General features: G+C 66.6%; 23 protein-coding genes. 12 read left to right on the top strand and 11 right to left on the bottom strand.

Annotated elements, in window-relative coordinates; all coding sequences use genetic code 11:
• Nucleotides 1–54: 54 nt before the first annotated feature.
• The 3 genes from Q9R31_RS13390 to Q9R31_RS13380 all read right to left on the bottom strand — a co-directional run bounded on the left by Q9R31_RS13390 (nt 55) and on the right by Q9R31_RS13380 (nt 2,884).
• Nucleotides 55–1,482, bottom strand: a complete 1,428-nt coding sequence (locus tag Q9R31_RS13390) for a class II fumarate hydratase (RefSeq protein WP_311263211.1) — start codon at nt 1,480–1,482, stop codon at nt 55–57.
• Nucleotides 1,483–1,579: 97 nt separating this feature from the next.
• Nucleotides 1,580–2,194 carry a carbonic anhydrase gene (locus Q9R31_RS13385; RefSeq protein ID WP_311263210.1) on the bottom strand — a complete coding sequence of 205 codons (615 nt, stop codon included), beginning with the start codon at nt 2,192–2,194 and terminating at the stop codon, nt 1,580–1,582.
• A 9-nt stretch (nt 2,195–2,203) separates the two neighbouring features.
• On the bottom strand, nt 2,204–2,884 hold the full coding sequence (locus Q9R31_RS13380; protein ID WP_311263235.1) for a DUF4245 domain-containing protein: 681 nt from the start codon (nt 2,882–2,884) through the stop codon (nt 2,204–2,206).
• Nucleotides 2,885–3,109: 225 nt separating this feature from the next.
• Here Q9R31_RS13380 and glpX point away from each other — a divergent pair, with 225 nt between their 5' ends.
• Nucleotides 3,110–4,132 carry a class II fructose-bisphosphatase gene (gene glpX, locus Q9R31_RS13375; protein WP_181422425.1) on the top strand — a complete coding sequence of 341 codons (1,023 nt, stop codon included), beginning with the start codon at nt 3,110–3,112 and terminating at the stop codon, nt 4,130–4,132.
• 87 nt (nt 4,133–4,219) lie between these two features.
• On the top strand, nt 4,220–5,275 hold the full coding sequence (locus Q9R31_RS13370) for a peptidoglycan bridge formation glycyltransferase FemA/FemB family protein (RefSeq protein WP_311263209.1): 1,056 nt from the start codon (nt 4,220–4,222) through the stop codon (nt 5,273–5,275).
• A 73-nt stretch (nt 5,276–5,348) separates the two neighbouring features.
• Here Q9R31_RS13370 and manA read toward each other — a convergent pair whose 3' ends face one another.
• From manA to Q9R31_RS13350, 4 genes are read right to left on the bottom strand one after another with little or no spacing between them, the layout of a single operon-like run.
• Nucleotides 5,349–6,593 carry a mannose-6-phosphate isomerase, class I gene (gene manA, locus Q9R31_RS13365; protein WP_311263208.1) on the bottom strand — a complete coding sequence of 415 codons (1,245 nt, stop codon included), beginning with the start codon at nt 6,591–6,593 and terminating at the stop codon, nt 5,349–5,351.
• Between the two features lie 42 nt (nt 6,594–6,635).
• Complete coding sequence (locus Q9R31_RS13360; RefSeq protein WP_311263207.1) at nt 6,636–8,288, bottom strand: LCP family protein; 1,653 nt, start codon at nt 8,286–8,288, stop codon at nt 6,636–6,638.
• A gap of 10 nt (nt 8,289–8,298) precedes the next feature.
• Complete coding sequence (gene purE, locus Q9R31_RS13355) at nt 8,299–8,883, bottom strand: 5-(carboxyamino)imidazole ribonucleotide mutase (protein WP_311263206.1); 585 nt, start codon at nt 8,881–8,883, stop codon at nt 8,299–8,301.
• Complete coding sequence (locus tag Q9R31_RS13350; RefSeq protein ID WP_311263205.1) at nt 8,880–10,076, bottom strand: 5-(carboxyamino)imidazole ribonucleotide synthase; 1,197 nt, start codon at nt 10,074–10,076, stop codon at nt 8,880–8,882. The genes purE and Q9R31_RS13350 overlap by 4 nt, the downstream gene beginning before the upstream one ends.
• A 174-nt stretch (nt 10,077–10,250) precedes the next feature.
• Between Q9R31_RS13350 and Q9R31_RS13345 the strand changes: the two genes are divergently transcribed.
• On the top strand, nt 10,251–10,811 hold the full coding sequence (locus Q9R31_RS13345) for a GtrA family protein (RefSeq protein ID WP_311263204.1): 561 nt from the start codon (nt 10,251–10,253) through the stop codon (nt 10,809–10,811).
• A gap of 12 nt (nt 10,812–10,823) precedes the next feature.
• Here Q9R31_RS13345 and Q9R31_RS13340 read toward each other — a convergent pair whose 3' ends face one another.
• Entirely contained in the window at nt 10,824–11,525 is a 702-nt protein-coding gene (locus Q9R31_RS13340) for a TIGR03089 family protein (protein ID WP_311263203.1), read from the bottom strand.
• A gap of 391 nt (nt 11,526–11,916) precedes the next feature.
• Between Q9R31_RS13340 and Q9R31_RS13335 the strand changes: the two genes are divergently transcribed.
• The 3 genes from Q9R31_RS13335 to Q9R31_RS13325 are packed head-to-tail and all read left to right on the top strand — an operon-like array spanning nt 11,917 to nt 17,568.
• Nucleotides 11,917–12,450, top strand: a complete 534-nt coding sequence (locus Q9R31_RS13335) for a WhiB family transcriptional regulator (protein ID WP_311263202.1) — start codon at nt 11,917–11,919, stop codon at nt 12,448–12,450.
• 29 nt (nt 12,451–12,479) lie between these two features.
• A complete protein-coding gene (locus tag Q9R31_RS13330; protein WP_397428246.1) occupies nt 12,480–15,845 on the top strand; it encodes a glycosyltransferase in 3,366 nt (1,121 codons plus the stop codon).
• On the top strand, nt 15,838–17,568 hold the full coding sequence (locus tag Q9R31_RS13325; RefSeq protein WP_311263201.1) for a DUF5719 family protein: 1,731 nt from the start codon (nt 15,838–15,840) through the stop codon (nt 17,566–17,568). Before Q9R31_RS13330 ends, Q9R31_RS13325 begins: the two co-directional genes overlap by 8 nt.
• A 26-nt stretch (nt 17,569–17,594) precedes the next feature.
• Here Q9R31_RS13325 and Q9R31_RS13320 read toward each other — a convergent pair whose 3' ends face one another.
• Nucleotides 17,595–18,107 (bottom strand): metallopeptidase family protein, encoded by a 513-nt coding sequence (locus tag Q9R31_RS13320; protein WP_311263200.1) that lies wholly within the window; start codon nt 18,105–18,107, stop codon nt 17,595–17,597.
• 87 nt (nt 18,108–18,194) lie between these two features.
• Between Q9R31_RS13320 and Q9R31_RS13315 the strand changes: the two genes are divergently transcribed.
• From Q9R31_RS13315 to Q9R31_RS13300, 4 genes are all read left to right on the top strand, one after another.
• Complete coding sequence (locus Q9R31_RS13315; protein WP_397428245.1) at nt 18,195–18,611, top strand: DUF3499 domain-containing protein; 417 nt, start codon at nt 18,195–18,197, stop codon at nt 18,609–18,611.
• 78 nt (nt 18,612–18,689) lie between these two features.
• Nucleotides 18,690–18,917: a hypothetical protein gene (locus Q9R31_RS13310; RefSeq protein ID WP_311263198.1), complete on the top strand. Its 228-nt coding sequence runs from the start codon at nt 18,690–18,692 to the stop codon at nt 18,915–18,917.
• Between the two features lie 75 nt (nt 18,918–18,992).
• Nucleotides 18,993–20,459, top strand: a complete 1,467-nt coding sequence (gene ahcY, locus Q9R31_RS13305) for an adenosylhomocysteinase (RefSeq protein WP_311263197.1) — start codon at nt 18,993–18,995, stop codon at nt 20,457–20,459.
• A gap of 64 nt (nt 20,460–20,523) precedes the next feature.
• A complete protein-coding gene (locus Q9R31_RS13300) occupies nt 20,524–21,762 on the top strand; it encodes an Ig-like domain-containing protein (protein ID WP_311263196.1) in 1,239 nt (412 codons plus the stop codon).
• Between the two features lies 1 nt (nt 21,763).
• Here Q9R31_RS13300 and Q9R31_RS13295 read toward each other — a convergent pair whose 3' ends face one another.
• Nucleotides 21,764–22,564, bottom strand: coding sequence for an RDD family protein (locus Q9R31_RS13295; protein ID WP_311263195.1), 801 nt, complete (start codon nt 22,562–22,564; stop codon nt 21,764–21,766).
• A 96-nt stretch (nt 22,565–22,660) separates the two neighbouring features.
• Between Q9R31_RS13295 and Q9R31_RS13290 the strand changes: the two genes are divergently transcribed.
• Nucleotides 22,661–23,653, top strand: coding sequence for a stage II sporulation protein M (locus Q9R31_RS13290; RefSeq protein WP_311263194.1), 993 nt, complete (start codon nt 22,661–22,663; stop codon nt 23,651–23,653).
• Nucleotides 23,654–23,777: 124 nt separating this feature from the next.
• Nucleotides 23,778–25,115, top strand: coding sequence for a TIGR01906 family membrane protein (locus Q9R31_RS13285; RefSeq protein ID WP_311263193.1), 1,338 nt, complete (start codon nt 23,778–23,780; stop codon nt 25,113–25,115).
• Here the strand turns inward: Q9R31_RS13285 and Q9R31_RS13280 are convergent.
• Nucleotides 25,106–26,935 carry an AMP-dependent synthetase/ligase gene (locus tag Q9R31_RS13280; protein WP_311263192.1) on the bottom strand — a complete coding sequence of 610 codons (1,830 nt, stop codon included), beginning with the start codon at nt 26,933–26,935 and terminating at the stop codon, nt 25,106–25,108. The two genes, Q9R31_RS13285 and Q9R31_RS13280, sit on opposite strands and share 10 nt — an antisense overlap.
• Between the last annotated feature and the right edge of the window lie 23 nt (nt 26,936–26,958).

The following is a 26,958-nucleotide window of genomic DNA, read 5'->3' as shown; positions in this document are numbered from 1 at the left end:
ACCTTTCGTGCGAAAGGTACCGGCCGTCGTCGTACTTGGGGGTTGGTGCGGAGGCTAGGCCTTGTGGGCCGGGGCCGTCATGGTGGTGACGTCCAGCGCCTTGTCGAGGTCGGCCTCGGAGACCTGGCCCTCGCCGTCGCCCACGAAGCCGAGCTTCTCGGTGGCCTGACGGATGGTCAGGCCCTCCTTGACGGCGGTCTTGGCGATCTTGGCGGCGTTCTCGTACCCGATGTACTTGTTCAGCGGGGTGACGATGGACGGCGAGGCCTCGGCGAGGAAGCGGGCGCGCTCCACGTTGGCCGTGATGCCGTCAATCATCTTGTCCGCCATGACCCGGCTCGTGTTGGCCAGCAGGCGGATGGACTCGAGCAGGTTGGCGGCCATGACGGGGATGCCCACGTTGAGCTCGAAGGCGCCGTTCGTGCCGGACCAGGCGATGGCGGTGTCGTTGCCGATGACCTGGGCGGCCACCATGATGGACGCCTCGCAGATGACCGGGTTGACCTTGCCGGGCATGATCGAGGAACCGGGCTGCAGGTCCGGGATGGCGATCTCGCCCAGGCCGGTGTTGGGGCCTGAGCCCATCCAGCGGAGGTCGTTGTTGATCTTCATGAAGGAGATGGCGATGTTGCGCAGCTGGCTGGACGCTTCGATGAGGCCGTCGCGGTTGGCCTGGGCTTCGAAGTGGTCGCGGGCCTCGGTGAGCGGGAGCCCGGTGTCGGTGGCCAGCAGTTCGATCACGCGCTCCGGGAAGCCGGCCGGAGTGTTGATGCCGGTACCCACGGCCGTGCCGCCGAGCGGAACTTCGGCAACGCGGGGGAGAGAGGCGTTGATGCGCTCGATGCCGTAGCGGACCTGTGCTGCGTAGCCGCCGAACTCCTGGCCGAGCATCACCGGGGTGGCATCCATGAGGTGGGTGCGGCCGGACTTAACAACGTCCTTGAACTCCACGGCCTTGCGCTCCAGCGACTCGGCCAGGTAGCCGAGGGCCGGAATGAGGTCGTTGATCAGGGCCGAGGTCGCGGCAACGTGCACCGACGTGGGGAACACGTCGTTCGAGGACTGCGAGGCGTTGACGTGGTCGTTCGGGTGGACAACCTTGTCGCTGCCGGCGGCCTTCAGGGCACGCGAGGCGAGCTCGGCGATGACCTCGTTGGTGTTCATGTTCGAGGACGTGCCGGAACCGGTCTGGAAGACGTCGATGGGGAAGTCGCCGTCGTACTTGCCGGCGGCCACCTCATCGGCAGCGTCTGCAATCGCCTTGGCCAGCTCGCCGTCGAGCACGCCCAGTTCTGCGTTGGCCTGGGCAGCAGCCTTCTTGACCCGGGCCAGCGCCTCGATGTGGGTGCGCTCAAGGGTCTTGCCGGAAATGGGGAAGTTCTCCACTGCCCGCTGCGTCTGCGCGCGGTACAGTGCGTTCACGGGGACGCGGACTTCGCCCATCGTGTCATGTTCAATGCGGAACTCTTCAGTGGAAGTCATGGGGCTAGCTTATGGCGATCCGGCGCCCCATCGAAAACCGTTAAGGGAGCGTTGCCGGCGGCCCTCTGGACCGCCGGCGCGTGGTTCCTGGAGCCCGCTAGAGCTCGCCGATTCCGGAAACAAGGTCGGCACGGCCTTCTGCCAGCCGGTAGGAGAGGCCGATGACCGCAGTGCGGCCGCCCTCGATTGCGTCCGAAATCACACGCGAGCTGTCCGCCAGCCGCTGGGACGTCTGCTTGACGTGCTCCACCACCATGTCGTTGACCTCAGGCTGGTCATTCCTGAGGGACGTCAGGACAGAGGGCGTAATGCGCTCCACGAGGTCGCGGATGAAGCCGGCGGGCATGTCGCCGGTCTCAACGGCATTCTTGGTGGCTGTCACGGCGCCGCAGCTGTCGTGCCCAAGCACCACGATCAGGGGAACCCCCAGCACACCGACGCTGTACTCCAGGGAGCCGAGGACGGCGTCGTCAATCACCTGGCCGGCGGTGCGGACCACGAAAACGTCGCCCAGGCCGACGTCGAAGATGATTTCTGCCGCAAGCCGCGAATCGGAGCAGCCGAAGATCACCGCGAAGGGATTCTGTGTCTCCACCAGCGACGAGCGATGGGAAGCATTCTGGTTGGGATGGGAGGACTGGCCTTTTACGAAACGTTCGTTGCCTTCGCGCAGGCGGCGCCAGGCCAGTGCAGGAGTCAGGTTAGTCGTCACGGCCCCACCTTACGGCGTGGGCGCGCCCGACGGTGAAACTGTGACGGCGGGGCTGCTGTCGAGGGAGCTGACGACGGCGGCGGCGAGCGTTGCGAATTCGTCCAGTTGGGCCGCGCCGGAGAGGATGACGGTGCTGCCACGGTAGTTCAACACCATCGATTTCTCGCCCTTGCCGGTGTCGCGCAGTTCCCACTCCTGGCCGCCCGCATTCCGTGAGCCGGTGACAGGGGCGTTTTTGGTCTGCTGGAGGAGCCAGGTGGGGTTGGCGTTCCTGGTCTGCACCAAACCGATGAAGGACGTCTTCGGAGTCACGAAGCCGACCTCCCAGGCGGGCACGCCGCTGCCAGTTCCTGCTTCCCAGCGCGCGTAATTGGCGCGGAAGGCGTTGCCGGTGTCAGGGGCAACGGGTGTGAATCCCGCCACATCCGCCGCATTGTGTGCCACCGACGCAACGTCGATGTCCGGCCGGTAGCCCTCGCCCTTGGGCTGGGGATTCATGAGGACCACGGGCAGGAACGCCGCAATGCTGAGCACCAGGGCAATGATCATGCCGATCACCGAGGCGTTGGCCCGCTTGGCTGCGGCCGCCGGAATGACGGGCTTAACCGGTGCGTCCGCACTGCCACCGGCAGGGCCGGAACGTGCCTCGGGCTGTTCCTGGCCGGAGCTGGGACTGGTGGCTTCCTGCATGTCATTCACCCCTCTATAGTCGCCCATCCCGGAGCCGGCTTCCATTCGGCCGTGAACCCGGAGCACCACGGGAGCTGCGGCGCACATTGCGCGGTTGCGTCATGGGCCGCCCGCCGGGCGGTGCCGCGACTATGATCGATAGCAGAGGAATCACCGTCCTGCTGCACCGGCGGGCGGGTTCAATGATCGCCACTCGAAGAAGAGGTTCACGTGTCACCAGCGTCCATGACCCAGAAGTACTCCACGATTTCACCGTCCCTTGCGGTGGGCCACGACGAGCCGGACCGCAACCTTGCCCTTGAGCTTGTCCGCGTCACCGAGGCCGCGGCCATCGCGGGCGGCCACTGGGTGGGCTTTGGCGACAAGAACACCGCCGACGGCGCAGCTGTCGACGCCATGCGTTCCTTCCTGCAGACCGTCCACTTCAACGGCGTTGTGGTCATCGGCGAGGGCGAAAAAGACGAAGCTCCCATGCTGTTCAACGGTGAACGCGTAGGAGACGGCACGGGGCCGGAATGCGACGTCGCCGTTGACCCCATCGACGGCACCCGGCTGACCGCCCTGGGCATCAACAACGCCCTGGCCGTCCTGGCCGTTGCCGAGCGCGGCTCCATGTTCGATCCCTCCGCTGTGTTCTACATGGAAAAGCTCGTCACCGGTCCCGAGGCCGCCGACATGGTGGACCTGCGCCTGCCGGTCAAGCAGAACCTGCACCTGATCGCCAAGGCCAAGGGCGTGAAGGTCAACCAGCTCAACGTGATGATCCTTGACCGCGACCGCCACAAGCCGCTGGTGGAGGAAATCCGCGAAGCGGGCGCCCGCACCAAATTCATCATGGACGGCGACGTTGCCGGCGCCATCGCCGCTGCCCGCTCCGGCACCGGCGTGGATGCGCTCATGGGCATCGGCGGCACCCCCGAGGGCATCGTGGCGGCCTGCGCCATCAAGTCCCTGGGCGGCGTGATCCAGGGCCGCCTCTGGCCCACCAGCGATGAAGAGAAGCAGAAGGCCATCGACGCCGGCCACGACCTCGACCGCGTGCTGTCCACCAACGACCTGGTCTCCAGCGACAACTGCTACTTCGCCGCCACCGGCATCACCGACGGCGACCTGCTCAAGGGCGTCCGCTACTCCAAGGACAAGGTCCTCACCCAGTCCATCGTGATGCGTTCAAAGTCCGGCACCATCCGTTTCGTCGACGGCGAGCACCGCGCAGACAAGTGGGAAGGGTACGCCCGCAAGAGCTGACCTCCGGCTGTTGCAGGCTGTCAGGCCCCGGGGCGCCGCGTGCGCACCGGGGCTTTGCCGTTAACGCGTTGGTATAGGGTTTAAGCCATGATTCCTGCTGTTGTGCCCTGTACTGACCGCGCCCTTTGGGACGAAAATGTCGACCGGTTCCAGGGGCATCCGCAACAGCTGTGGGGCTGGGGCGAGACCAAGGCGATGCACGGCTGGTCCGTGGACAGGGTCCTGGTCAAGGCCGGGGAGGAGACCATCGGCGGCGCCCAGCTGCTGGTCCGCAGGCTACCCGTTCCCTTCCGGGCGCTGGTCTACATTCCGCGCGGTCCCATGTGCTCAGTGGAGAACGCCCAGGTCGTCCTCAACCAGCTGGCCGGGCACGCGGCCCTCCGGCACCGCGGCGTGGCCCTCAGCATCGAACCCGACTGGGAGCGGGACTCCGCCTTTGCCGGCGCCGTCGCTGCTGCAGGCTTCCGGGAGTCGGCGAACACCGTGCTGATTCCGCGCACGCTCATCCTGGACCTGACCCGTTCCGACGACGAGCTGATGGCCGAGATGTCCAAGTCCACGCGGGCGAACATCCGCAAAGCCATGCGAAGCGACGTGGAATTCCGCAAGGTCAAGAACGAATCCGAGCTGGAACAGGTGCTGGCCATCTACCATGACACGGCGGCGCGGGCGGGCTTTGGCATCCACGAGGACCAGTACTACCGCGACATCTTCCGGAACCTCGGCGACGCCTCTCCGATCATTGCCGCGTTCGACGGCGAGCAGATGCTTGCCTTCACGTGGCTGTCGCGCAGTGGTGCCACGGCGTTCGAGCTCTACGGCGGAGTTTCTGCCGAAGGACAAAAGCAGCGCGTGAACTACGGCGTGAAATGGGCGGCCCTGCAGTCCATGCGTGAGGACGGCTGCAGCCGGTACGACTTCAACGGCCTGCTCAACGACGGTATCTCCGACTTCAAAAAGCAGTTCGCCAAACACGAAAACATGCTGCTGGGCACCTGGGACAAGCCCCTGTCGCCGCTCTATCCCGCTTACTCCACAGCCATGCCGCTTGCCCGCAAGGGCCTGCAGCAGGGGCGGAAGCTGCTGAAGACCGCAGCCGGGCGTCTCCGGCCACTGGTCGTGAAGCTGCGGCCGGGCAGCTGACCGCACCAAAACAGGAGGGCGACGGCGGCACCCGGGCGGGTGCCGCCGTCGCCCTTTGTTGTTGCTGCCGGGGCTAGAGGCCGGTGGTCACGGCAAAAGCCAGCGCCGTCCCCTCAGTGCCTGCCGCCCGGTGGACATTGATGGGGGCTTCCGCCGCGGCGATGAATGCGCTTCCGCCCCGCGACAGCTCCAGGTCTCCCTTGGGGGAGTCGAGGTACACGTCGCCCGCCACCACGATGACCACAGCCGGTCCGGTCTGGGCCAGCGGAACGGGTCCCGCGTCCGGCGCCAGTTCGATGCGCTGCAGCTGGAACTCCTTGAACGGGGGGCGGAACAGTTCCTGGTCCAGCACCGTCTTTTCGGTACCCAGCATCGGCACAGCCACCGGATGGAAGTCGATGGTGCGCAGGAGTTCGGGTACATCCACGTGTTTGGGCGTCAGGCCCCCGCGCAGGACGTTGTCAGAGGAGGCCATGACCTCCACGCCCAGCCCGTGCAGGTACGCATGCACGTTCCCGGCAGGAAGATAAACCGCCTCGCCTGGCTTCAGCGAGATCCTGTTCAGCAGCAGCGAAATCAGGACGCCCGGATCGCCGGGGTACTTTTCATTGAGGCTAATGACGGTGCCCAGCTCTGCCTGGTACGGCTCGAGCGGCGCCCCCGACACCAGGGCTGCCACTACCAGGGCCGTTTCCTCCGCCACGCCCTGGCCGCCCATGATCAGCCGTTCGAAGGCCCGGCGGAGCCCCGCGCCCTCGTCGGGGACGTCGAGGTCTTCAAGAAGGGCACGGAGCAGCTCGGGCGCCTGTCCGCCGTCACGGAAGGCATCCGCAATATGCTGCAGGATCTTCCGGGTTTCCCCGGCCGGCCGGAACCCGCACAGCGCCTCGAAAGGCGTCAGGGCGAAGATCATCTCCGGCTTGTGGTTGTCATCCTTGTAGTTCCGGTTCGGGGCATGGGGATCTATTCCGGCTTCGTTTTCCCGTGCGAAGCCCTCCCGCGCCTGTTCCAGGCTCGGATGGACCTGCAGGGAGAGCGGCTGCGCGGCCGCAAGGATCTTGGCCAGGAACGGCAGCCGGGGGCCAAGGGCCTTGACGGATTCCGCACCCAGGAAATGCTCCGGGTCGGAGGAGATCAGGGCATCGAGCGGGCTCTGCGTCCCGTCCTCCGGCAGGTGGGCCACCGACGGAGAGTCAGGGTGTGCCCCGATCCACAGCTCGGCCTCGGGGCGCCCCGATTCGGGCCGGCCCAGCAGCGAGGCAATGGCCGTCGTCGAACCCCAGGCGTAGTCCCGGAGGACGTTCTCAATCTCGTACAAAACCGTTCCGTTCCTTGATGGATGGGCGCTGATGGATGGCCGCTACAGCGGTGCGCATTGTCCGTTGGTGGCCACGAGCTGGCGGATGGCCTCTTCGTCGCCCTCGAGCTTGAGCTGGTTCAGCATCTCCTCAGTGATCGGCTCGCCGTCGGGCGTGGTGGTGACGGGAGTGAAGTCCGACGGCGAGGGTTGCGGCGCCGCGTTGACGGCGGCGGGCAGTTTAGCGGGGACCGCCCCTGCCGCCTGGACGTGCCCGGCGGCTGCCTGCGGAACTGCCATCACGTCGTCGGGAATTCCGGCTGACTGGGCACCCTTCGCCGATGCCGAGGCCAGCAGCTGGTCCACGCGCTGGTGGATCTGGTCGAAATCCGGATTGGTGGAGAACGCGGCGTCGAAGTCCGGCGGCCCGATGGTCAGCCGCTTGGCTTCCTTGCCCTTGGCCTTGATGGCCAGGTCCAGGAAGCTGCCCAGCTGGGAGGAAGAGATGTTGGAGTCCACTACCTTGGTGCCGGCGTCGGCGATGTCCTCGAACTTGGACAGCAGCGTGGCTGGATCCAGCTGCTTGAGCATGGCCTGCTGGACGCACTGCTGGCGTGCGATACGGGCGTAGTCGTCCACGAATTCGCGTGAGCGGCCGTACCACAGGGCGTGGTAGCCATCGAGCGTGTTGTCACCGGCGGGGATCCAGCCCAGCGGCATGCCGTGGATGCCGTTGGCTTCGTCGATGGTCTCGCCGCTGATGGGGACCCAGCCGCCGGCCTTGATTCGGATTCCGCCCATGGCGTCGATGAGTTTGGAGAACCCGTCCATGTCAACCAGGACGTAGGCCTGGATCTGCATGCCCAGCGTTCCGGAGACCGCCTCCATGGTGGCCTGGGCGCCGGGATCCGCTACGCCAGGGTAGAGATCGGTGTGCTCGTTGGTGACCTCGGTGTTGATCGCATTGATCAGGCATTCGTCGCCGCAGTTGTAGCCGTCCGGGTAGAGGGTGCGCATGGGGGAGTCGGCGCTGAACTGGGCATTCTGGAAGTTCCGCGGGACGGAAATAATGGCGGTCTGCCCTGTCTGGGCGTCCACGCTCAGGACGGAGAGGCTGTCCGGGCGGCGTCCGGTACGGTCATCGCCGGCGTCGCCTCCCATCATCAGGAAGTTGTAGCGCCCGTCCACGGGCTCTATGGCCGGGCCTGAACTGAAGATGCTGCCAATGGCGTTGCGGCCCACGTTCAGCAGGTAGGCGGCGTAACCCATGGAGCCGCTGCCCAGCACCAGGGCGAGCACCAAAGCGATGCCGACGGCGGGGCGCGCCTTCGGTGCCAGCAGTACAGGGCGGATGAGCCGGAGGGTGTTCAGGAAGAGGAAGGCCCAGCCGAGTGCCAACGCCGCCAGCAGGACCACCAGCACCATCGATGTGACGGGATTGGTGAGGATGTTGATGACCAGGCTCCGGTTGAGCAGCAGCATGGCCACTGTCAGCAACAGGAGCGCCCATACGCAGAGCGTTATGCGCAGGGCCGTCCGCCCCACCTTGCGGTCGCCTGCAACGAGCTGCGCGCTGCCCGGAACCAGGAGCGTCAACAGGACCAGGACGAACGCACGCTTGGTGCGCACCTCCGGGGAAGCACTCACCGGATAGCGCACCGGGTCTGTCATGGAAGTGCCGGAGCCGGTGTGGAGCACGCTGCTGCTGCTGGCCATGCCCGCCGCCCTAACGGCTGCCCCGAAGAGCGCTGGCGCCGCCGGGGAAGACTTCGCTGACTTTTTGCCGCAGGCTTGCCCCCTTGCGCGAAGCGACGGCGTTCAGGTCGGCAGCGAAGTCCAAAAGGTCCGCGCGCAGTGAAGAGGCAAGTTCGTCGGTTCCGGAGGCCAGCATCCGTACGGCCAGGAGCCCCGCGTTCCGTGCGCCTGCGATGGATACGGTGGCTACCGGCACGCCGGCCGGCATTTGGACAATGGACAGGAGGGAATCCATGCCGTCAAGGGTCTTCAGGGGAACGGGAACGCCGATCACGGGCAGCGGCGTGACGCTGGCGAGCATGCCGGGCAGGTGGGCGGCGCCCCCGGCACCGGCAATGATCACCCGCAGGCCGCGCTCGTGGGCGGTCTGGCCGTACCGGATCATCTCGACGGGCATCCGGTGGGCTGAGACGACGTCCGCTTCGAAGGGAATGCCAAACTCAGCCAAGGCGTCTGCCGCAGCCTCCATGACGGGCCAGTCCGAGTCGGAGCCCATGACCAGGCCAACAAGGGGACTGGCGCCGGAACCGGCGGCTGGGGTTGCTTCGGCGCTCATGCATTCTCCTCGAATATTGCGGAAGGTTCCTCGGTGCCGACCCGCCCGTCACGGATGATGCCTGCCACGGCCGAAGCCCGGCGACGCACCGAGTCGACCTCCTCGGCGGAAGTCCCCACCAGGTTGACGTGGCCGATTTTACGTCCGGGACGCACGGATTTGCCGTAGCAGTGGACTTTCGCGGCCGGCTCGGCGGCAAGCGCCATGGGGTAGGCCGAGTAGAGGTCCTGGTTGTCCCCGCCCAGGAAGTTCTTCATCACGGTTACGGGTGCCAGCGCATCGGTGGCTCCCAGGGGCAGGTTCAGGACGGCGCGAAGGTGCTGCTCGAACTGGCTGGTGATGGAACCGTCCTGGGTCCAATGGCCCGTGTTGTGTGGCCGCATGGCCAGCTCGTTGATCAGGAATCCAGCCCCGCTGCCGGGAGTTTCGAAGAGTTCCACGGCAAGGACGCCGGTAACGTCCAACTCTGCGGCGATGCGCAGGGCGGCGTCCTCGGCCGCGGCGGCAACTTCCAGCGGAATGTCCATTGCGGGTGCAATCACCTCGTCGCACACACCGTCCACCTGGATGGTGTGGACTACCGGCCAGGCCCGGGCCTCGCCGTCGGGCGTGCGGGCCACGAGTGCGGAGAGTTCGCGGGTGAACTCGACCTTCGCTTCAGCCAGCAGGGGACTCATGGCGGCGAACCAGTCTTCGGCTTCCGCGGCCTCTTCTGCCGAGGCTACGATCCGCACTCCCTTGCCGTCATATCCGCCCCGGGGAGTCTTCAATACGACGGGCCAGCCGGTTTCGTCGCCGAAACGGACCAGCGCGGCAACGTCCGCCACGGACGCCCACACCGGATTAGGCAGTTCGAGCCGGTCGATGGCGGCGCGCATAACCAGTTTGTCCTGGGCATGGACCAGCGCGTCCGGGCCGGGCTGGACGTTGACTCCGGCCTCCTGGAGCGCACGGAGGTGCTCCGTCGGCACGTGCTCGTGGTCGAATGTCATCACGTCCAGGCCCTTGGAAAAGTCCAGCAGCGTCTGCAGGTCCTTGTAATCGCCCACCGGCGTGGCGGGTACGGCCGACACTGCGGAAACGTCGTCGCCCTCGGCGAGGACGCGGAGTTCGAAGCCGAGTGCTGTAGCGGCAGGGGCCATCATTCGCGCGAGCTGGCCGCCGCCAACCACGCCTATCACTGGAAAAGTCACATGTGCCAGCCTACCGAAGAGGCGCCGGATCGCGCTTCTACGGCCCGGCGGGGGCAGGAGATTTTACGCCCGTGGGACAACCCCCGGCTGTCTGGCAGCGCCGGCTCAAAGCTTTGGGGGCTAAAATGGGCATTTGGCCGAGTGGCCCACAGTTCGTCACGGCCATGGAGGGTCATGTTTAGCACACTTGCAGATCGTATCCGGGGGCTCGCCTCACTCTTCTGGCGTGAGGTGGCCAAATTTGGTGCGGTAGGCGGTGTGGCATTCGTCATCGATAACGGGCTGACCTATTACCTGATGCACGGTTCCATGTCGGACAGCGAGGCGAAGGCCCGCTTTGTGGGTGCCACCGTCGCCACGGTCTTCTCGTGGGTGGCGAACCGTTTCTGGACCTTCCGCCATCGCCGCCAGGCCAACGTGCTCCGCGAGTTTGTCATGTTCGTCATCATCAACGGCATTGGCATCGGTATCTCCACCGGCTTCACTGCACTGGCCAAGTACGGAATGGGCATCGACAACAAGAACCTGCTGTTCCTGGCGGGCGTGGCCGGCATCCTGGTGGCCACGGTGGTCCGCTTTTTCGCGTACCGCTTCCTGGTGTTCAACGAGGAACTGGACCAGGAGCCGGAGTTCTCCCACGACCACGAAATCATCGAAGCCCACCCGCACAGGGAGCACGCACATTCCGCTGAGCGTCCGGCTCCCACTCCCGCCGACGGCGGCCCCAAGGCCTAGGTTGCGCGGCTGCTAACTGCCGTGGATGCGTTCATCCGCGAGCAGTTTGTCGGTAAGTGCCACGTCGGGATGGGTCATCACCACGGAACCGCCCTGTTGCCAGGCTCCCAGCGCGTTGGCCAACGCCGCTTCCAGTCCTTGGTCCGCGGGAACATGCACCCTGGCACCTTCCGAGTGGGGCAGGGCGAAACCGCTGGCCAGCTCGCTGTGCAGGATGATGCGCCCATCGTGCGTCCTTACCGCGCAGGCTGACGGATTGGGATCGGAGTGCGGCATGAACACGTCCCCGTGGGACCGGACCTCGGCGGCGTAGTCGAGGCAGCCGGCGGGAAGCTCCCCGGTCCAGCGCATTGCGAGGGCGGGCAGCGCAACTGCAACGACGGCGTCGTGCTGTTCCCCGGCGCCGGCGGGATCGTCCGTTACCAGGAAGTCCGCCGGGCCGCCGTCGAGTACGTTTTCCAGTCCGAGCTGCCAGCCGGCCAGTGCCCAGACCAAGGCCTTCCAGTGCGCCGGGAGCGCGAGCCGCAGGCGCATACCCGGTTCCGCGTCCAGTTCGTCCTGCAAGAGGTTGCTGGTCTTGGCCACCCAATTGTCCAGGACCCGTCCGGACAGTTCCACCCGCTCCGAGTCGGGCCCGTACCAGGTCAGGCGGGGCGCTGTGGAGTTACCGGAGCGAAGGCTGCCCATCAGGTCGATGGCGGGGAGAGTCGTCATGGCTTCATCCTGCCACTTCCGGGAGTCCCCGGTCAGGGGCGCCATCGGCGGACCCGAGTCGACGGCGCCCCTGGGTGATATTAATCACACCTAGTGCTAAGTGTGCTTGCTATTTAGGCGGAGACGCGGTATTTTCCCCGCCATTCCGGAGAATTCGCCGCTTTTCGACCTCTTGGTGACACTCCGCCGCGTCCGCCACGCCCGGGCGGATGAAAATCCCGGGCGTGGCGTGCGCAAGCTTCCCGAACCGGACTGTCTATTATTCCGGCAACGGCTTGACTCACCCTAGTTACACACGTGTAATTAGGTAACTAAAGCAATTGCGTAAATACCGGCACACAACCGAGTGTCCACGTATCCAGGCAGTGGCTGAAACATCAGGAGGGTCGCCGTGGGGCAAGCAGAGCGTATCCAGGAAGATGCCGTCGTGGCCGGTCAGGCAACGGCAAAATACCGTGCGCGGGGGGTGCCGAGCGATTGGTACGTGGACCCGGCCGACCCTGATGCTGCAGAGCGCTACAACAGGAATTCCAGCAGCATCCTCGAGGACCAGGCGACAGCTTTCCTTGCGGCGCACGAGGCCCTCCTCGATGGCGGTGCTGAGCCTGAAGACGACCTTGATCCGCCCATGGAACTGGCTGCGCCGGATACCGCCCAGCCGGTCTGGATCGGACTGCCGCTCCAGCAGGATTTCGACGACGAGGGCGAACTTGGCTGGCAGACGGACGCATTGTGCGCCCAAACCGATCCGGAAGCCTTCTTCCCGGAAAAGGGCGGCTCCACCCGCGACGCCAAAAAGGTCTGTGGAGCCTGCAATGTACGGTCCCAGTGCCTGGAGTACGCGCTGGCCAATGACGAGCGGTTCGGCATCTGGGGAGGCCTTTCCGAGCGTGAGCGCCGGCGGCTAAGGAAGCGAGCAATCTAATTCTTCAGGATGTCCATGTCACTGCCGTTGTGGTCGCCCACAACGGCAGTGCCTATTTGCCCAGAACCCTTTCGGCCCTGGCGGCCCAAACCAGGCCGGTTGACCGTGCCATTGGCGTTGACACGGGATCCCGCGATGACTCGCACAGCCTCCTTCAGGGAGCCCTCGGTGAGGCCTCCGTTGTCAGCAACCCCCGGGGCAGGAGCGGCATGGGCGCCGCTGTCTCCGCTGCACTCGGCACGCTGGCGCCCTTCCAGGAAACCGCCGACGGTCCCGGAACGGAGTGGATCTGGCTGCTGCACGACGACGCCGCGCCGGCTCCGGAGGCATTGGCCGAACTCCTGGGTGCCGTGGAGCGTGCGCCTTCAGTGACCGTTGCCGGCTGCAAACAGCTGGACTGGCATTCGCCGCGGAAATTGATGGACGTAGGCCTTTCCACCAGCCGGTGGGCCGAGCGGCTTACCCTGATCGACGCTGATGAGATGGACCAGGGCCAGTATGACGGCCGGACCGATACGTTCGCCGTCAATTCCGCGGGCATGCTGGTCCGCCGGGACGTCTGGGAGCACCTGGGCGGATTCGACCCCGCCCTGCCCGGCAGCGGCGACGACGTCGACTTCTGCTGGCGGAACCGCCTGGCCGGCCACCGGGTCGTGGTGGTCCCCGCTGCCCGCATGTTCCATGTGGCCCACCGGCCGCACGCCCTCGGTAACCCGTCCGCAGCCCGCAAGGCGCAGGTCCACCTGCGCCTGAAACACAGCCCACTCTGGATGGTGCCCGTCCACGGCATCGGTGCGCTGCTGGGCAGTCTCTTCAAGCTGGTCCTGAGCATTGTGGTCAAGGACCCCGGCCACGGTATTTCCCAGCTTCTTGCCACCTGCGCTGCCCTGGCCCGGCCCAGGGCGGTGGCGAAGGCCCGGCGGGCAGCCAAACGAACGCGGCGCATCCGGCGGTCCGTGATCCGCAAGCTCCAAACGCCCCGCCGCGAGGTGTGGAGCCACCGCAGGTCACTGATGGAGGCGCTGGGATCCGACGGGTCAGGCGCTGACCACCTCGTGCAGGATCCGCTCGCCCATCAGCCAACCGGTGATGCCGCCGACGATTTTGCGGCCCTGGCCACCAGTAAACGCGGGTGGGTGGGTAACGGCGCCCTGGCAGCCGTCATCATTGCAGCGGTCGCCTCGCTCCTGGCCCTTGCGGGGCTGTTCCGTGCGGGGGCCGTCACCGGCGGCGCCCTGATTCCCGTCTCCGCCCACCTGGGGGATATTTGGCACAACGCCTCCAGCTGGTGGATCAGCTTGGGCGCGGGCCTTCCCGGCCACGGCGATCCCTTTGACTACGTGCTGTGGCTCATCGGCGTCTTCGGCGGAGGAGACGCCAACCCCGCCATGGCATGGCTGCTCCTGCTCGCGGCCCCGCTGTCCGGACTCACCGCGTGGTTCGCGGCGGGCGGGGTCACGGTACGCCGCCGGCTGAGGTTTGTGGCGGCCGTTTTTTGGTCGGCTGCACCAGCACTCCAAGTAGCGCTGAACCAGGGCCGCGCCGGGGCATTGATTGCGCACATCATGCTGCCGCTGGTGGTCCTGGGCCTGCTGCGAGCTACTGGCTCGGCGGCAGGGCACGGCCGCTTCGACCCCAGGTCAGCACCCGAAGACCGGTCGGCTGAACTGCCCCCGGCCAAGGCCGGTATCAACGGTGTGCCGTCCTGGACGGCCGCTGCAGCTGCCGGCCTGGCGCTGGCGGTCACTACGGCATCGGCACCCTCCCTGCTTGTCCCGGCGGCTGTTGTCATCGTGCTCTGCGGCCTCCTGCTGGGAAGGCGCGGGCGAACGGTGTGGTGGGCGCTGTTACCCAGTAGTGCCTTGTTTGTCCCGTTCGCGCTGTCTACGCTCGACCGGCCGAGGGCGTTGCTGGCCGATCCCGGACTCCCGCTGGGATTCGATGCCGCCCCGCTGTGGCAGCAGATCCTGGGCCAGCCCCTGTCGTTCGGCCCCGCCGCCGGTATTCAGGGCCTTCCGGCCTTTGCCGGCGGAACCGCGCCGTGGGCCCTGCTGCTGGCGATCCTCATCGCCGGGCCGGTGTTGGTCCTTGCCATAGTGGGTCTCCTCAGCCCTGGGCGCCGTGCCGGGACTGCCAGATGGTTCTGGATTGCCGCGGTTATCGTATTGGCCGGCGGATGGCTGGCCAGCCACGTTGCCACCGGCCTGAATGCTGGCGTCATGGTGACACCTTTCCCCGGGCCTGCAGTGTCCGCTTCATCCTTTGCCCTCCTCGCAGCGGCCCTCCTCGGAGCCGAGCAGCTGCTGTCCGCGGCTGACCGGGCTTCCGGTGGCGGGGCGAAGACGAGGACCGCGGCCCGCGCCGGCCTGGCCCTGGGCCTGGTGGTACTGCTGGCAGGACCGCTGGCCGGAATGGCCGCGTGGTCTGCGCAAAACCTGCTGCGTACGGCCGTTGCCGCCACACCTGCGGTGGCAACGCCCGGAGGTGCTCCCGGTTCACCCGCTCCGGAGAATGGGGGAGCGCTGGGCGTTCCGCGGCTGGTGGAGTCCACCCCCGGCCGGTCCCTTCCCGCCACCGCCATCGACCGGGGGACCGGGCCGGAGCAGACACGCACCCTCCTGCTCAGCACCGGCGACGACGGCACCTTCAACGCATCCCTGATGCGCGGTAGCGGAACCACCCTGGACAGCATCTCGGCCATCGCCTCCGCACGGAACATCATTGGGGCTCCCGGCGCGGAAGACGTGCGTGAGGACGATGACGTAACCACTGCGGTCCGCCGCGTTGTGGCTACCCTTGTTGCCGGGCAAGGCGTGGACCCGCGTCCCGATCTCGAACAACTTGGTGTCGGATTCGTGGTACTCCGCTCCGCGGACACCGCAGCCCAGCTGACTGCCAGCCGGATGGATGCAGTTCCCGGCCTGGTGGCGGTGGGACAGACCGACGTTGGCTGGCTCTGGCGCATCAGTCCGCTGAACCAGCCGGTCATCCAGGCCGCCGACGTTGCCCACCGTGTCCGCATTGTGGATCCCCGCGGGGCGGCCACGGCCCTCGTGGCCTCCGGGACCCATGAGGTCGACGCCGTTGTCCCGGCAGGTGCCGAGGGCCGGTTGGTGGTACTTGCCGAACGGGCTGACCCCGGTTGGACTGCCTGGCTGGACGGGCGGAAGCTCACCTCCACCACCTCCGGCTGGTCCCAGGCGTTCACCTTGCCGGCATCGGGCGGCCAGCTCACCGTTCGCTATGAAAACCCCTGGTCGTTCTGGACTGCAGCCGCGCAAATCACCGTGATAGGACTCACGGTCATCCTTGCCATCCCCATGCCGGCCCGACGACCGCGGACCGGCCTCTCACGTGACGAGGGCTCCCTGCGTAAGGAACACCAACATGCATGACAACATCCCGCCGGCCCCGCCGACGCCACCGGCTGGCCCCGAAACGCCAGGTACAAACGAACCGCCGCTTGCAGGCGGAAAACCGGCTCGGGGCGGGACCGGGACCGGTGCAGGCAGGAAGGCATCCGGCCGCGGTGCTACCCTGCTGCCGGGCGGCAAGGGCCGCGCCGCAGCCGTGGCCGGGGTGGCCGCAGGAGTCCTCATCCTTGCCGGCGGAGCGGCCGTAGTGGCCGCAGGTTCATTGACTCCGCACCCTGAAACCAGCCGGATTGTGCCGGCCGCGGAAGCCGCTGTCCCCGCAGGCGCCAGCGTCGGCGTCTGCCCCGGCCCTGCACGCCTGCTGGAAGGGACGGATGCCGGCACTGACGCCCAGTTCCGGCCTGAGTCCGCCACGGCGGCAACCAGGATCAATGCCGCCGTGCTCAGCGCAGGTGGTGTGCTGCCGGGGAGCCGGCTGGCACGGCTGGACGGAACGGCCGCCGTCGAAATCGCCAAGGACGCCGGTCCGGCACCCTCTGCCGGTGCTCCCCAGGAGCTCCTCGCCGGAGTGGTTGCCGACCGTGCCGTGGACCAGGTCAACGTCCTCACCGCCAACGCGCTGGCAAACCAGAACGCGTCCTCTGCGGGAGCCGTGAAATACACCGCCAGTGACGGTGACCTGCAAGGCAGTGCCGCGGCAATGTGCGGGCAACCCTCGAACGACCAGTGGCTGGCAGGCGCCGGCACCGCTGTTGGACGCACCTCCGTGCTCGCGCTGACCAACGCCTCCAGTACACCCGCCACCGTAAGCCTGGAGCTGTTCGGGGCCGGCGGCCAGATCCAGGCACCGGGCAGCCGCGGCCTCCTGGTTGCCCCCGGCACCACGCGCAGCGTCGTCCTCGCCGGCCTGGCACCCAACGAGTCCCAGCTCACCGTCCACGTCCGCAGTGCGGGCGGACCGGTTGCCGCATCCATCCAGCAAAGCGTCCTCCGCGGCCTCACCCCGGGCGGGGTGGATTTCATTAGCCCGGGGACCGCACCCGCGGTGCGGCAGGTAATGACAGGAGTGGACATCCAGGACCCCGCCGGGGTGGCCGCACTGACGGCGCGGCCCGGATACCAGGACGCCGGGCCCGCCGTGGAGCTGACCGTTCCCGGCGCTTCCGATGCCGTGGTGGAAATCAAGCTCTACGGACGGGACGGGCAGCACGCGCTTCCATCCGGCGGCGTTATCACCGCAAAAGCCGGGTCAACCACAGAGGTATCCCTGGCCGGGGTTCCTGCCGGGCAGTACACCATCGCCGCCTCATCCGACGTATCCTTCATCGCGGCAGCACGCATGAGCCGCGGGCTCCAGGCGGGGCAGGCCTCGGATGTGGCGTGGGCGGCCTCCGCCGTGCGCCTGGGCAGCCAGCACGTGGTTCCCGTCCCCAAGGGAGGACTTCGCCAATTGGTGTTCGGGGCACTGGACGCCCGGGCCACCATCACTTACGCGCCCATCACGGCTGATGGGAAGGTGCGGGCAGCCGCTGCTGCGGACATTGCCGGCGGAACAACCGCCTCCATCAGTGTTCCGGAGCAGGCCGAAGGGGCCGACGTCGTGGGCTTTGTAGTGTCAGCATCAGGTGACGCCGCCTATGGCGCCGTGCTCGTGGGCCAGGACGGCCGGAACGATGTCTCCTCCCTGCCGTTCCTGGCCGCCGCAGCCGGCCGCGAAACAGTCACGGTCGCACTGGGCTACTAAGGTACTGAGCTTCCCTGCTGCCCGTATCAGTAGCGGCGGCGGTACACGGGATCCAAGGTCTCCGGCGCCACGCCCAGCATCTCCGCAGTGTGTTCCACCACCACATCGTGGACCAGGTCCTGGAGCTCTTCCGCGCTGGAGCAGGCCTGCTCCACCACCCGCCGGTACACGGTAATCATGGGCCCATCCTCACCGGCAGCAGGAGTGTAGGAACCCATGGGCGCCGTCGACGCATTGGCGGCCAGCTGCTCAAGGTCCGGCGGGATCTCGTCCACGCCAAAGCGGACACCGTCGAGTGTTTTGCCCCAAATGTCGTGCAGCCGCTGTGCTGAGTCCAGCACCATGTCGTCAAAGCGGTCTGCACGGGTCCGGTATCCGGGGTGCGTGGGCAGCATCACCTCGCCGCGCAGGCCACGGCCGTGGCGGTTCCGGCGCCGCCGGAAGAAGCTCCTGCCGGCCGTCTCCCCGCCCGTTGCCGCGCGGGCATCCGGGTCAGCCAACCGGACCGATAAACCTGATTCATGGTTCGATGACTGCATACATCGACTGTAAACCCGGGGGAGGATTTACGCGATACATCCCCTTGGTGCGAGGGGCGCGTTGGGCCGTCCGGCAATGCGCGGTTTTTGTGCGGTGAAGGGGTAGTCTGTGATGTCGTGGGAGCTATCCGTCAGTGTTCAAGGTCTGCCTGCCGCCAGTCGGCGGTAGCCACCCTGACGTACGTGTATGCAGACTCCACCGCCGTCCTGGGTCCGCTGGCCACCTACGCGGAACCGCACTGCTATGACCTCTGTGAGCAGCACGCTGATTCGTTGACGGTTCCCCGCGGCTGGGAAGTGCTGCGTTTGGCCATGCCATCGACACCACAGCAGCCAGGGCCCGATGACCTGCTGGCGCTCGCCAACGCCGTTCGCGACGCCGCCGCCCTGCCTCCGGAGCCGCAGCAGCCCGCGCAGCGCACCCACCATTCCGCCCTTGAAGCTCCGGCAGGCGCTGAAGGGGTTCGCCGGGGGCACCTGCGGGTCCTCCGGGAACCTTCCTGACCCGCATCTGGCGGTAGGCTGGAAGCTGCACATCTTTCCGCTACCGGCGCGAGCGCGCCCGCCAGGGAGCATGAACAAATGCCAAAGATCAGTCCCGAGCTGTTGTCCGTCCTGCGTTGCCCCGTGACCGGTTCGCCGCTGGTCCAGGAGGGGGAAGAGCTGGTGGCCACTGATGCCGGGGACACAAGGATCAGGAACCGCTACGCCATCGAGGACGGGATCCCGCTGCTGCTGCCTCCGGAACTGCTGGCTGCAGCAGCCTCGGCGGGTTCAGACCAGCATGATCCGTCCGCGGCAGGGCACTAGTTCACCTGTATCCGCCCGCACAGAAACAGCAGAACGGGGACTGGACCAGGACCCGGACCAAGCAAAGGACCATCCATGACTTTTGACTACAAAGTTGCCGACATCTCGCTGGCGGAAGCCGGCCGGCACCAGATCCGCCTTGCGGAGCACGAAATGCCCGGCCTGATGTCCCTCCGCGAGGAGTTCGGCCCCACCCAGCCGCTCAAGGGTGCCCGGATCGCCGGTTCCCTGCACATGACAGTGCAGACCGCCGTGCTGATCGAGACCCTTACCGCGCTGGGCGCCGAGGTCCGCTGGGCCTCCTGCAACATCTTCTCCACCCAGGATGAGGCCGCGGCCGCCGTGGTGGTGGGCAAGGGCACCGTCGACGACCCGCAGGGCGTGCCGGTATTCGCTTGGAAGGGCGAGACCCTTGAGGAGTACTGGTGGACCGCCGAGCAGATCCTTACCTGGCCCGGCGCCGACTCCAACCCTGAACTGGGTCCCAACATGATCCTGGACGACGGCGGAGACGCCACCATGCTGGTCCACAAGGGTGTCGAGTTCGAGGCCGTGGGCAACGTGCCCTCCGCCGATCCCGAGGATTCCGAGGAATACGGCATTTTCCTCGACGTGCTGCGCCGCTCCCTGGCGGCGGATCCCCAGAAGTGGACCCGGACTGCAGCCACAATCAGGGGCGTCAGCGAGGAGACCACCACTGGTGTCCACCGCCTGTACCAGCTGGCTGACCAGGGCAAGCTGCTCTTCCCGGCCATCAACGTCAACGACTCCGTGACCAAGAGCAAATTCGACAACAAGTACGGCATCCGCCACTCCCTGCCCGACGGCATCAACCGGGCCACCGATGTGCTCATGGGCGGAAAGGTCGCCGTCGTCTGCGGTTATGGCGACGTCGGCAAGGGCGCGGCGGAAGCGCTGCGCGGCCAGGGCTCGCGCGTCATCGTCACCGAGATCGACCCCATCTGCGCGCTGCAGGCCGCCATGGACGGCTACCAGGTGGCCAAGCTGGAATCGGTCCTGGCGCAGGGCGACATCTTCATCACCACCACCGGCAACAAGGACGTCATCCTGGCCGAGCATATGGCCGGCATGAAGAACAAGGCCATCGTGGGCAACATCGGCCACTTCGACAACGAAATCGACATCGCCGGCCTGGCCCGCATCCCCGGTGTCAAAAAGGTCGAAATCAAGCCGCAGGTCCACGAATGGGTCTTTGATGAAGGCACCGGCACGGAGCGCTCCATCATCGTCCTGTCCGAGGGCCGGCTGCTCAACCTTGGAAACGCCACCGGCCACCCGTCCTTCGTCATGAGCAACTCGTTCGCAAACCAGACCATTGCGCAGATCGAGCTGTGGACCAAGCGGGACCAGCACGAGTACGAGAACAAGGTCTACGTGCTGCCCAAGGTCCTGGACGAAAAGGTGGCCCGGCTGCACCTGGACGCCCTGGGCGTTGAACTCACGGAACTGACCAAGGACCAGGCGGAATACCTGGACATCGACGTCGCCGGTCCGTACAAGCCCGAGCATTATCGTTACTGAGACGTGAGGGCCCGGGCGCCACGGAGCGCCCGGGCCGTTATTTTCTGCACGTAGGATCGAAAACATGGAGCCTGATGTAAAGCCCCGTCGCCGGAGGACTGCCAAGAAAATCCTCGCCGTGGCTGCCGTATGTGTCCTGGCTGCCGTGGGCGGGGTTTTCGCCGCCGTCGCCCCGGGCCTCGCCGGTGGACCGCTTGAATCCGAAGCAGGTTCCGCGCTGCGGACATCCCCGGGCATCGCTTCGCCGGTGGTGCCGCCGGTGGCCCTTGACGCGGTCCCGGCCAATGGTGCCAAACAGGTGAACCCGGCAGCCCCGGTTTCCCTGAAAGTGGGCAACGGGACAATCCAGCGCGTCACCCTCGCCAGCACGGCAGGGAAGACCGTGGACGGCAGCATCGACGCCAGCGGGACGGCGTGGTCCGCCACAGGGCCCCTGCAATTCAACACCGAGTACAGCTACACCTACGTGGTCAGGGACGCCGCGGGGCGCGAGACCAGCACCACGCAGTCCTTCAACACGGTGACGAGTTCACACGAGGCAGACGCCGCCATCTACCCCCTGAACGGCATGAAGGTCGGCGTGGGACAGCCACTGCAGATCATCTTCAGCGAGCCCGTGACCAACCGTGCCGCTGTGGAAAAGGCCATCAAGATCACCACCACGGCAGGGCAGGCCGGAGCGTTCCACTGGTACAGCGACACCATGGTCCGGTACCGGCCCGAGAACTTCTGGGCGGCGAACTCCACCGTCACCATGGACATGCAGCTCTTCGGTGTTGACCTGGGCAACGGCCAGATCGCCAACTTCAACAAGAAGGTGAACGTCTCGATCGGAGACAAGAAGGTTGCCGTTGCCGACGCCACCGCGCACACTTTCACGCTCAGCGTCAACGACCAGCCTGTCAAGACCCTGCCCGTCAGCATGGGGGATAAGCGATTCCCCTCCGCAAGGGGATACGCGGTGCTGATGGAGAAGAACCGTTACGACCATTTCAGGGCGGCAAGCATTGGCCTGAAACCGGACGATCCTGCCTACTACGGCGAGGCTGACGTGGAATACACCATCCGCCTCACCTTAAGCGGCGCCTACATCCACCAGGCCCTCGAGTCGGCCTACCCGTTCATCGGGAACGCCAACGTGTCCCACGGATGCATCGGCTTCCTGCCCGACGGGGCGGCCTGGGTGTTTGACAACATGGGAACCGGTGACGTGGTCCAGATCATCAACACCGAGGGTGACTTCGCGGCTAACACCGACGGTTTCGGCGATTGGAACATCCCGTGGAGCGAGTACGACAACTAGGTCAGGTGCCAAACGGCAGCCGTTGAAGCCGTTGCGCCGTCCCGGTGGTCCGCCGGCGCAACAGCGACAGCTTGGTGAACTCCCTGTTCCGCCGTTCAGCGACGACGGCGGCGAGGTAGTCATCGGCGCCCGTTCCCGGCGGCGGGGGCGGGGCAACGTGGGCGGAAAGTTCCACGGCGATTGCCTCCGCCATGCCTGCCCTCGACAGTGGTGCCATCCGGCCCGCCTGGCGGATGAACTGGGTGGCCCTGCGGGCCGTGGCGTCCGGGATGCGGCCAATGTCCGCCGCCGCAGCCCATGACTGCAGATGGGGTGGAACCAAAACCAGGATGGCCTGGTCGGCAGGAATCCGGCTGCGGACAGCGTAGGTGCCGGCCAGCAGGTCGCCGAGCCGCCGGGACTTGTCGTTGAAGAGCGCCACGGCGAGGGCAAGCCCGCCGAACGTCAGATAGATTTCGAGGAATCCGGTGAGTCCGCGGATCAGCGCGTGCCTGAACCGGATGGCGCCGCCGTCTTCGCGGACCACCCGCAGGCCCGTGGCCAGCTTGCCCAGGGACCGGCCCCTGCCCAGGGTCTCGACGCCCACCGGCACTACCACCAGGCAGAATACGACGGCGGCCAGGCCGAGTGCCCGCGCGGCCGCCTCATCAAGGTCCGCGCCGGCGGCGGACAGGCCAATCATGATCAGCACGAGCAGGACCAGGTGGACGACGACGTCGACGGCAAGGCCCAGGGCCCGCGCGGCGAAGCTCGCCGGCCGGAGTTCGAGGACCACTGCCTCGCCGGTGATTATCGGGCTCACACGGTGTCCCTGCCCTTCGCAGCCGGTGGTTCCAAGGATGAAGACCATCACATGTGCAGACGGTCAAAGTCTAATACCGGACGCTAGGCTGTAGCCGTGGACATGGATGCCTTCGCCGCCGTCAATGCTGACAAGTGGGCGCGCCTGCAGCAACTCGCCGGCAAACGCAGGCTCACCGGTGCCGAGGCCGATGAATTGCTGGCGCTGTACCAGTCCACGTCCGGCCACCTGTCGATGGTCCGTTCCGTCGCCCCGGAAAGCGGGCTGTCCGCCTCCCTCTCGGCCACGCTGGCCCAGGCACGGACCCGCTTTACCGGTGTCCGCTCCAACGCCATGGCAGACCTGGGAAGATTCTTTATCGTGGCCCTGCCGGCGGCCTTGTACCGCTTGACGTGGCTCACCGTGGCGTGCGGCACGGCTTTCGTGCTCATCGCCGCCGCGTACGCCGCCTGGATCGGGACGTCCCCCGAAGCGCTCAGGGCCGTGGCTTCAGAAACCGCTGCCGCGCAGTACGTGAACAAAGACTTCATCAACTACTACTCGGAGAACCCGGCAGCATCCTTTGCCGGTGCTGTCTGGACCAACAATGCCTGGATCAGTGCGCAGGCGGTGGCCCTCGGGATCACCGGGGTCTGGGTGCCGATGATCCTGTTCAGCAATGCCCAGGGAGTGGGCATTGCTGCCGGCATTTTCGCCTCCGCCGGCAAATCCAACGTCTTTTACAGTTATATCCTGCCGCATGGGCTGATGGAGCTCACCGCCGTCTTTGTTGCCTCCGCCGCGGGCCTCCGGATCTTCTGGGCGATGGTCTCTCCGGGGCCGCGGACCCGGGGCCGCGCCGTGGCGGAGGAAGGGCGGTCGCTGATCACCGTGGCCCTGGGGCTCGTGGCGGTGCTTTTTGTCTCGGGCCTGGTGGAAGGGTTTGTCACCCCAAGCCCGCTCCCGGCCTGGGCCAGGATCGGCATCGGGGCGGCGGTTCTCGCCACGTACTGGGTGTATGTCCTGGTGTGGGGCAGGCGCGCTTTCATGGACGGGGAGCGTGGGGACCTCCGCCGCGAAGATGCCGGGTACACGGAAATCGCTGCCTGAATCGTTGTAATCCTGCCGGGGTGGTTCCTCGCCCAGCGGAACTTCCGGACGGTAGGCTCGTCTGCAGAATGAATCGCACCGGCTGCTGTGGACCGGTGCGGAACCCAACGGAAGTGACGCTGCTGTGAATGACGAGACACCGGCCCGCGCCAAAAGCGCCGCGCCGCAGCCGGAGCCTTTCCTGGACACGTCCGGGGATTCCGACGAGCCCGCGTTTTCCTGGCTGACGGCCGCCGCCGGGGACACACCCTCCGCGGACACACCTGCCGGGGACAAGCCCGCCGGAGACAAGTCCGGCCGGGATAACTCCGGCCTGGATGAGCCTGGCGCAGAAAAAGCCGGCCGGAGTGAAGCAGCGGCAGAGACCATAACAGCCCAGCCTGGAAGCCGGGCGGACCGCAAGGCGGCGGAAGCCGCCGTCGGATCTTCCGCCACTGCCGGGTCCACAACTGCCAGTTCCTCCGCCACTGCCGGGTCCTCCACCCCCGGCTCTTCCGCCGTCACCACCACCCGCACGGCCGCGGCGGGAACGTCCACTGCAGTCCCCTCCGCCCATCAGTCCGGCGCCGGCGCCGGATCGCCGGTCTTCAAGGAACCTCTTCCCACCTCAGCACTGCACGTCCGTCCCCCGGAGGAGGAAGTGGAGCGCCGCAACGCCCAGCGCGAAAGCGCCGCCAATGCCAAGCCAGTGGCGCCGCGTGTCATGCAGGTCCTGCTGGCCATCATCTACCCGCTGATCCTGCTGATCCTGGCCGTCCGGGCGGTGACCAGCCCGCTCTTCCTCTGGGTGGAGTACAACCGTCCCGGCTTCCCCGGTGACGGATACGGTTTCAGCACCGACGACAGGATGACGTACGGCTCGTACGCCGTGGACTACCTCAGCAACTGGGCCGGCCCCCGGTACTTGGGCGACCTGGTGCACCGCGGCGGCGAAAAGCTCTTCAAGGACGGCGAAGTCAGCCACATGGCGGACGTCAAGGCGGTCATCCTGTCCACCCTTAGTGCCGGTGCAGTGCTTCTCCTCCTTGCACTGATCGCCATCCTGTACCTGCGCAGGCGCAGCACCGGCGGGATCCGGCGCGGTCTCTTCGCGGGCTCCATCATTACGCTGGCCCTGATCCTGGGCCTCGGTACGCTGGCGGCTTTGGGCTGGCAGCAGTTCTTCACTGAATTCCACCGGGTCTTCTTCGCCGAAGGATCCTGGACCTTCAGCCTGGACGACACCCTGATCCGGCTCTTCCCCAGCCAGTTCTGGATCGACGCGGGCATCGTCATCGCGGGCCTGGTGCTTGTGGCATCCATCGTGACCCTGGTGCTCACCTGGCCCACGCGCCGGCGCCGCGGCCTTGCGCCGCAGGCAAAGCCGGGCAAGGCAAATCAGGAGAACGCGGAGCAGAAAAAGGCGGAGCAGAAAAAGACCGGGCAGAAAAAGGTTCGGCAGGAAAAGGTGGATCAGCCGTAGATTCCGGCGATTTCCGCCCTGAACTCCTGAACGACCGCTGAGCGCTTCAATTTAAGGGACGGTGTCAGGTGCCCGGACTCCACGGTGAACTCAGCGTCCAGCAGCCTGAACGTGCGCACCGACTCGGCCTTGGACACCGTCAGGTTGGCCAGGTCCACCGCCTGCTGCAGGGCAGCCAGGACCTCTGGGTCGTCCGCGGCTTCGCTGAGGGGGAGCGGGGGCAGGCCGCGCTCAGAGCGCCAGTTGGCAACGCCCTCGGGGTCCAGGGTCAGCAGGGCTGACACAAACGGCTTGCCGTCACCCACCACCACGGCATGCCCCACCAGTTGGTGGCTGCGGATCTTCTCCTCCAGCGGTCCGGGGGCCACGTTCTTGCCGCCGGCCGTGACCAGGAGGTCCTTCTTGCGTCCTGTGACAGTGAGGAAGCCGTCCTTATCGAGCTCGCCAAGGTCTCCTGTGCGGAAGAAGCCATCCACGAACGCCTCGGCGTCCGCCTCCGGATTGGCGTGGTAGCCCCGGAACACACCGATTCCCTTGACCAGGATTTCGCCGTCTTCGGCCACGCGGATGGTGGTGCCCGGAATGGGGATCCCCACTGTTCCCACCTTGGTGCGGGAGGGCGTGTTGGCGGTGCACGGCGCCGTGGTCTCGGTCAGCCCGTACCCTTCCAGGACAGGGATGCCCACGCCGCGGAAGAAATGGGCATCCTCGGATGCCAGGGGACTGGCGCCGGACACCGTGTACCCCACCTCGCCGCCCAGAGCCTGGCGCAGCCGCGGGTAGACCAGCCGGTCAAACACTCCATGCCTGATCCGGCTGAGCAGGCCCGGGCCCGGCCCGTCCCCGCGGCTGTGCCGGTCCTGTTCACGCGAGTACTCGATGGCCGCAGCTGCCGCGGCGTCGAAGATCCTGCCTTTGCCTGCCGCAGCGGCTTTATGCGCGGCCGTTGCCCGGACTTTTTCGAAAATGCGCGGCACCACCAGCAGGAAGGTGGGCCGGAAGGTTTCCAGGTCCTCAAGGAGTTGGGCGGCTCCCGGGGTATGTCCCAGGGTTGCACCGGCAGTAAGGCAGACCACCTGGACGGCGCGGGCCAGCACGTGGGCCAGCGGCAGGAACATCAGGGTACGGGCCTGGTCCTTCTGCAGGATTTCGGGCAGGAACGCAACGATGTTCTTGGCCACCAGGGCAAAGTTGCCGTGCGTGATCTCGCACCCCTTGGGCTTGCCGGTGGTGCCCGACGTGTACACCAATGAGGCGAGGTCCGCCAGCCCTGCGCGGCTGCGCTGCCGCTCCAGCTCCGCATCGCTGACCCCGGTGCCGGCAGCGGCGAGGCTGGCAAGGTCCGGGGCCTCGCCGTCGTAATCCATCCGCACGACGTGGACCAGACGGTCGGCCAGCCCAGCGGAACCGGCCACCACTCCGCTGACCAGCTGCACCGTGGCGCGGTCGCCGGCGAAGACACGGCGGACCCCAGCATCCCGGATAATCCACTCCACCTGGCTTGCGGAGGACGTCTCATAGATAGGCACCGTGACGCCCCCGGCGAACCAGATGGCGAAGTCCACCAGCGTCCATTCGTAAGTGGTGCGGGACATGACGGCCACGGTGTCACCCGGTTCCAGGCCCCCGGCGATGAGCCCCTTGGCCAGGGCACTGACGTCCTGGAGGAATTTCCGGGCGGTAACATCCACCCAGCCGTTGGGGCCCTTCCGCCGGTAAAGGGCGCGGGCCGCGTTGGCGGCATGCTGCTCCAGCAGCAGGTCAGTCACGTTGCTGTCGGCGTCAAGCTCAACCAGCAGTTCCGTGCTCGCTTCTCTCACAGCAGGCCTCCGTTTCCGCTGCC

Origin of the sequence: Pseudarthrobacter sp. BRE9, from assembly GCF_031844305.1 — a bacterium.
In the GTDB taxonomy this organism is placed as follows: Bacteria; Actinomycetota; Actinomycetes; order Actinomycetales; family Micrococcaceae; genus Arthrobacter.
The sequence above is the reverse complement of the archived record's forward strand: the minus strand, read 5'-3'. Positions and strand labels throughout refer to the sequence as shown.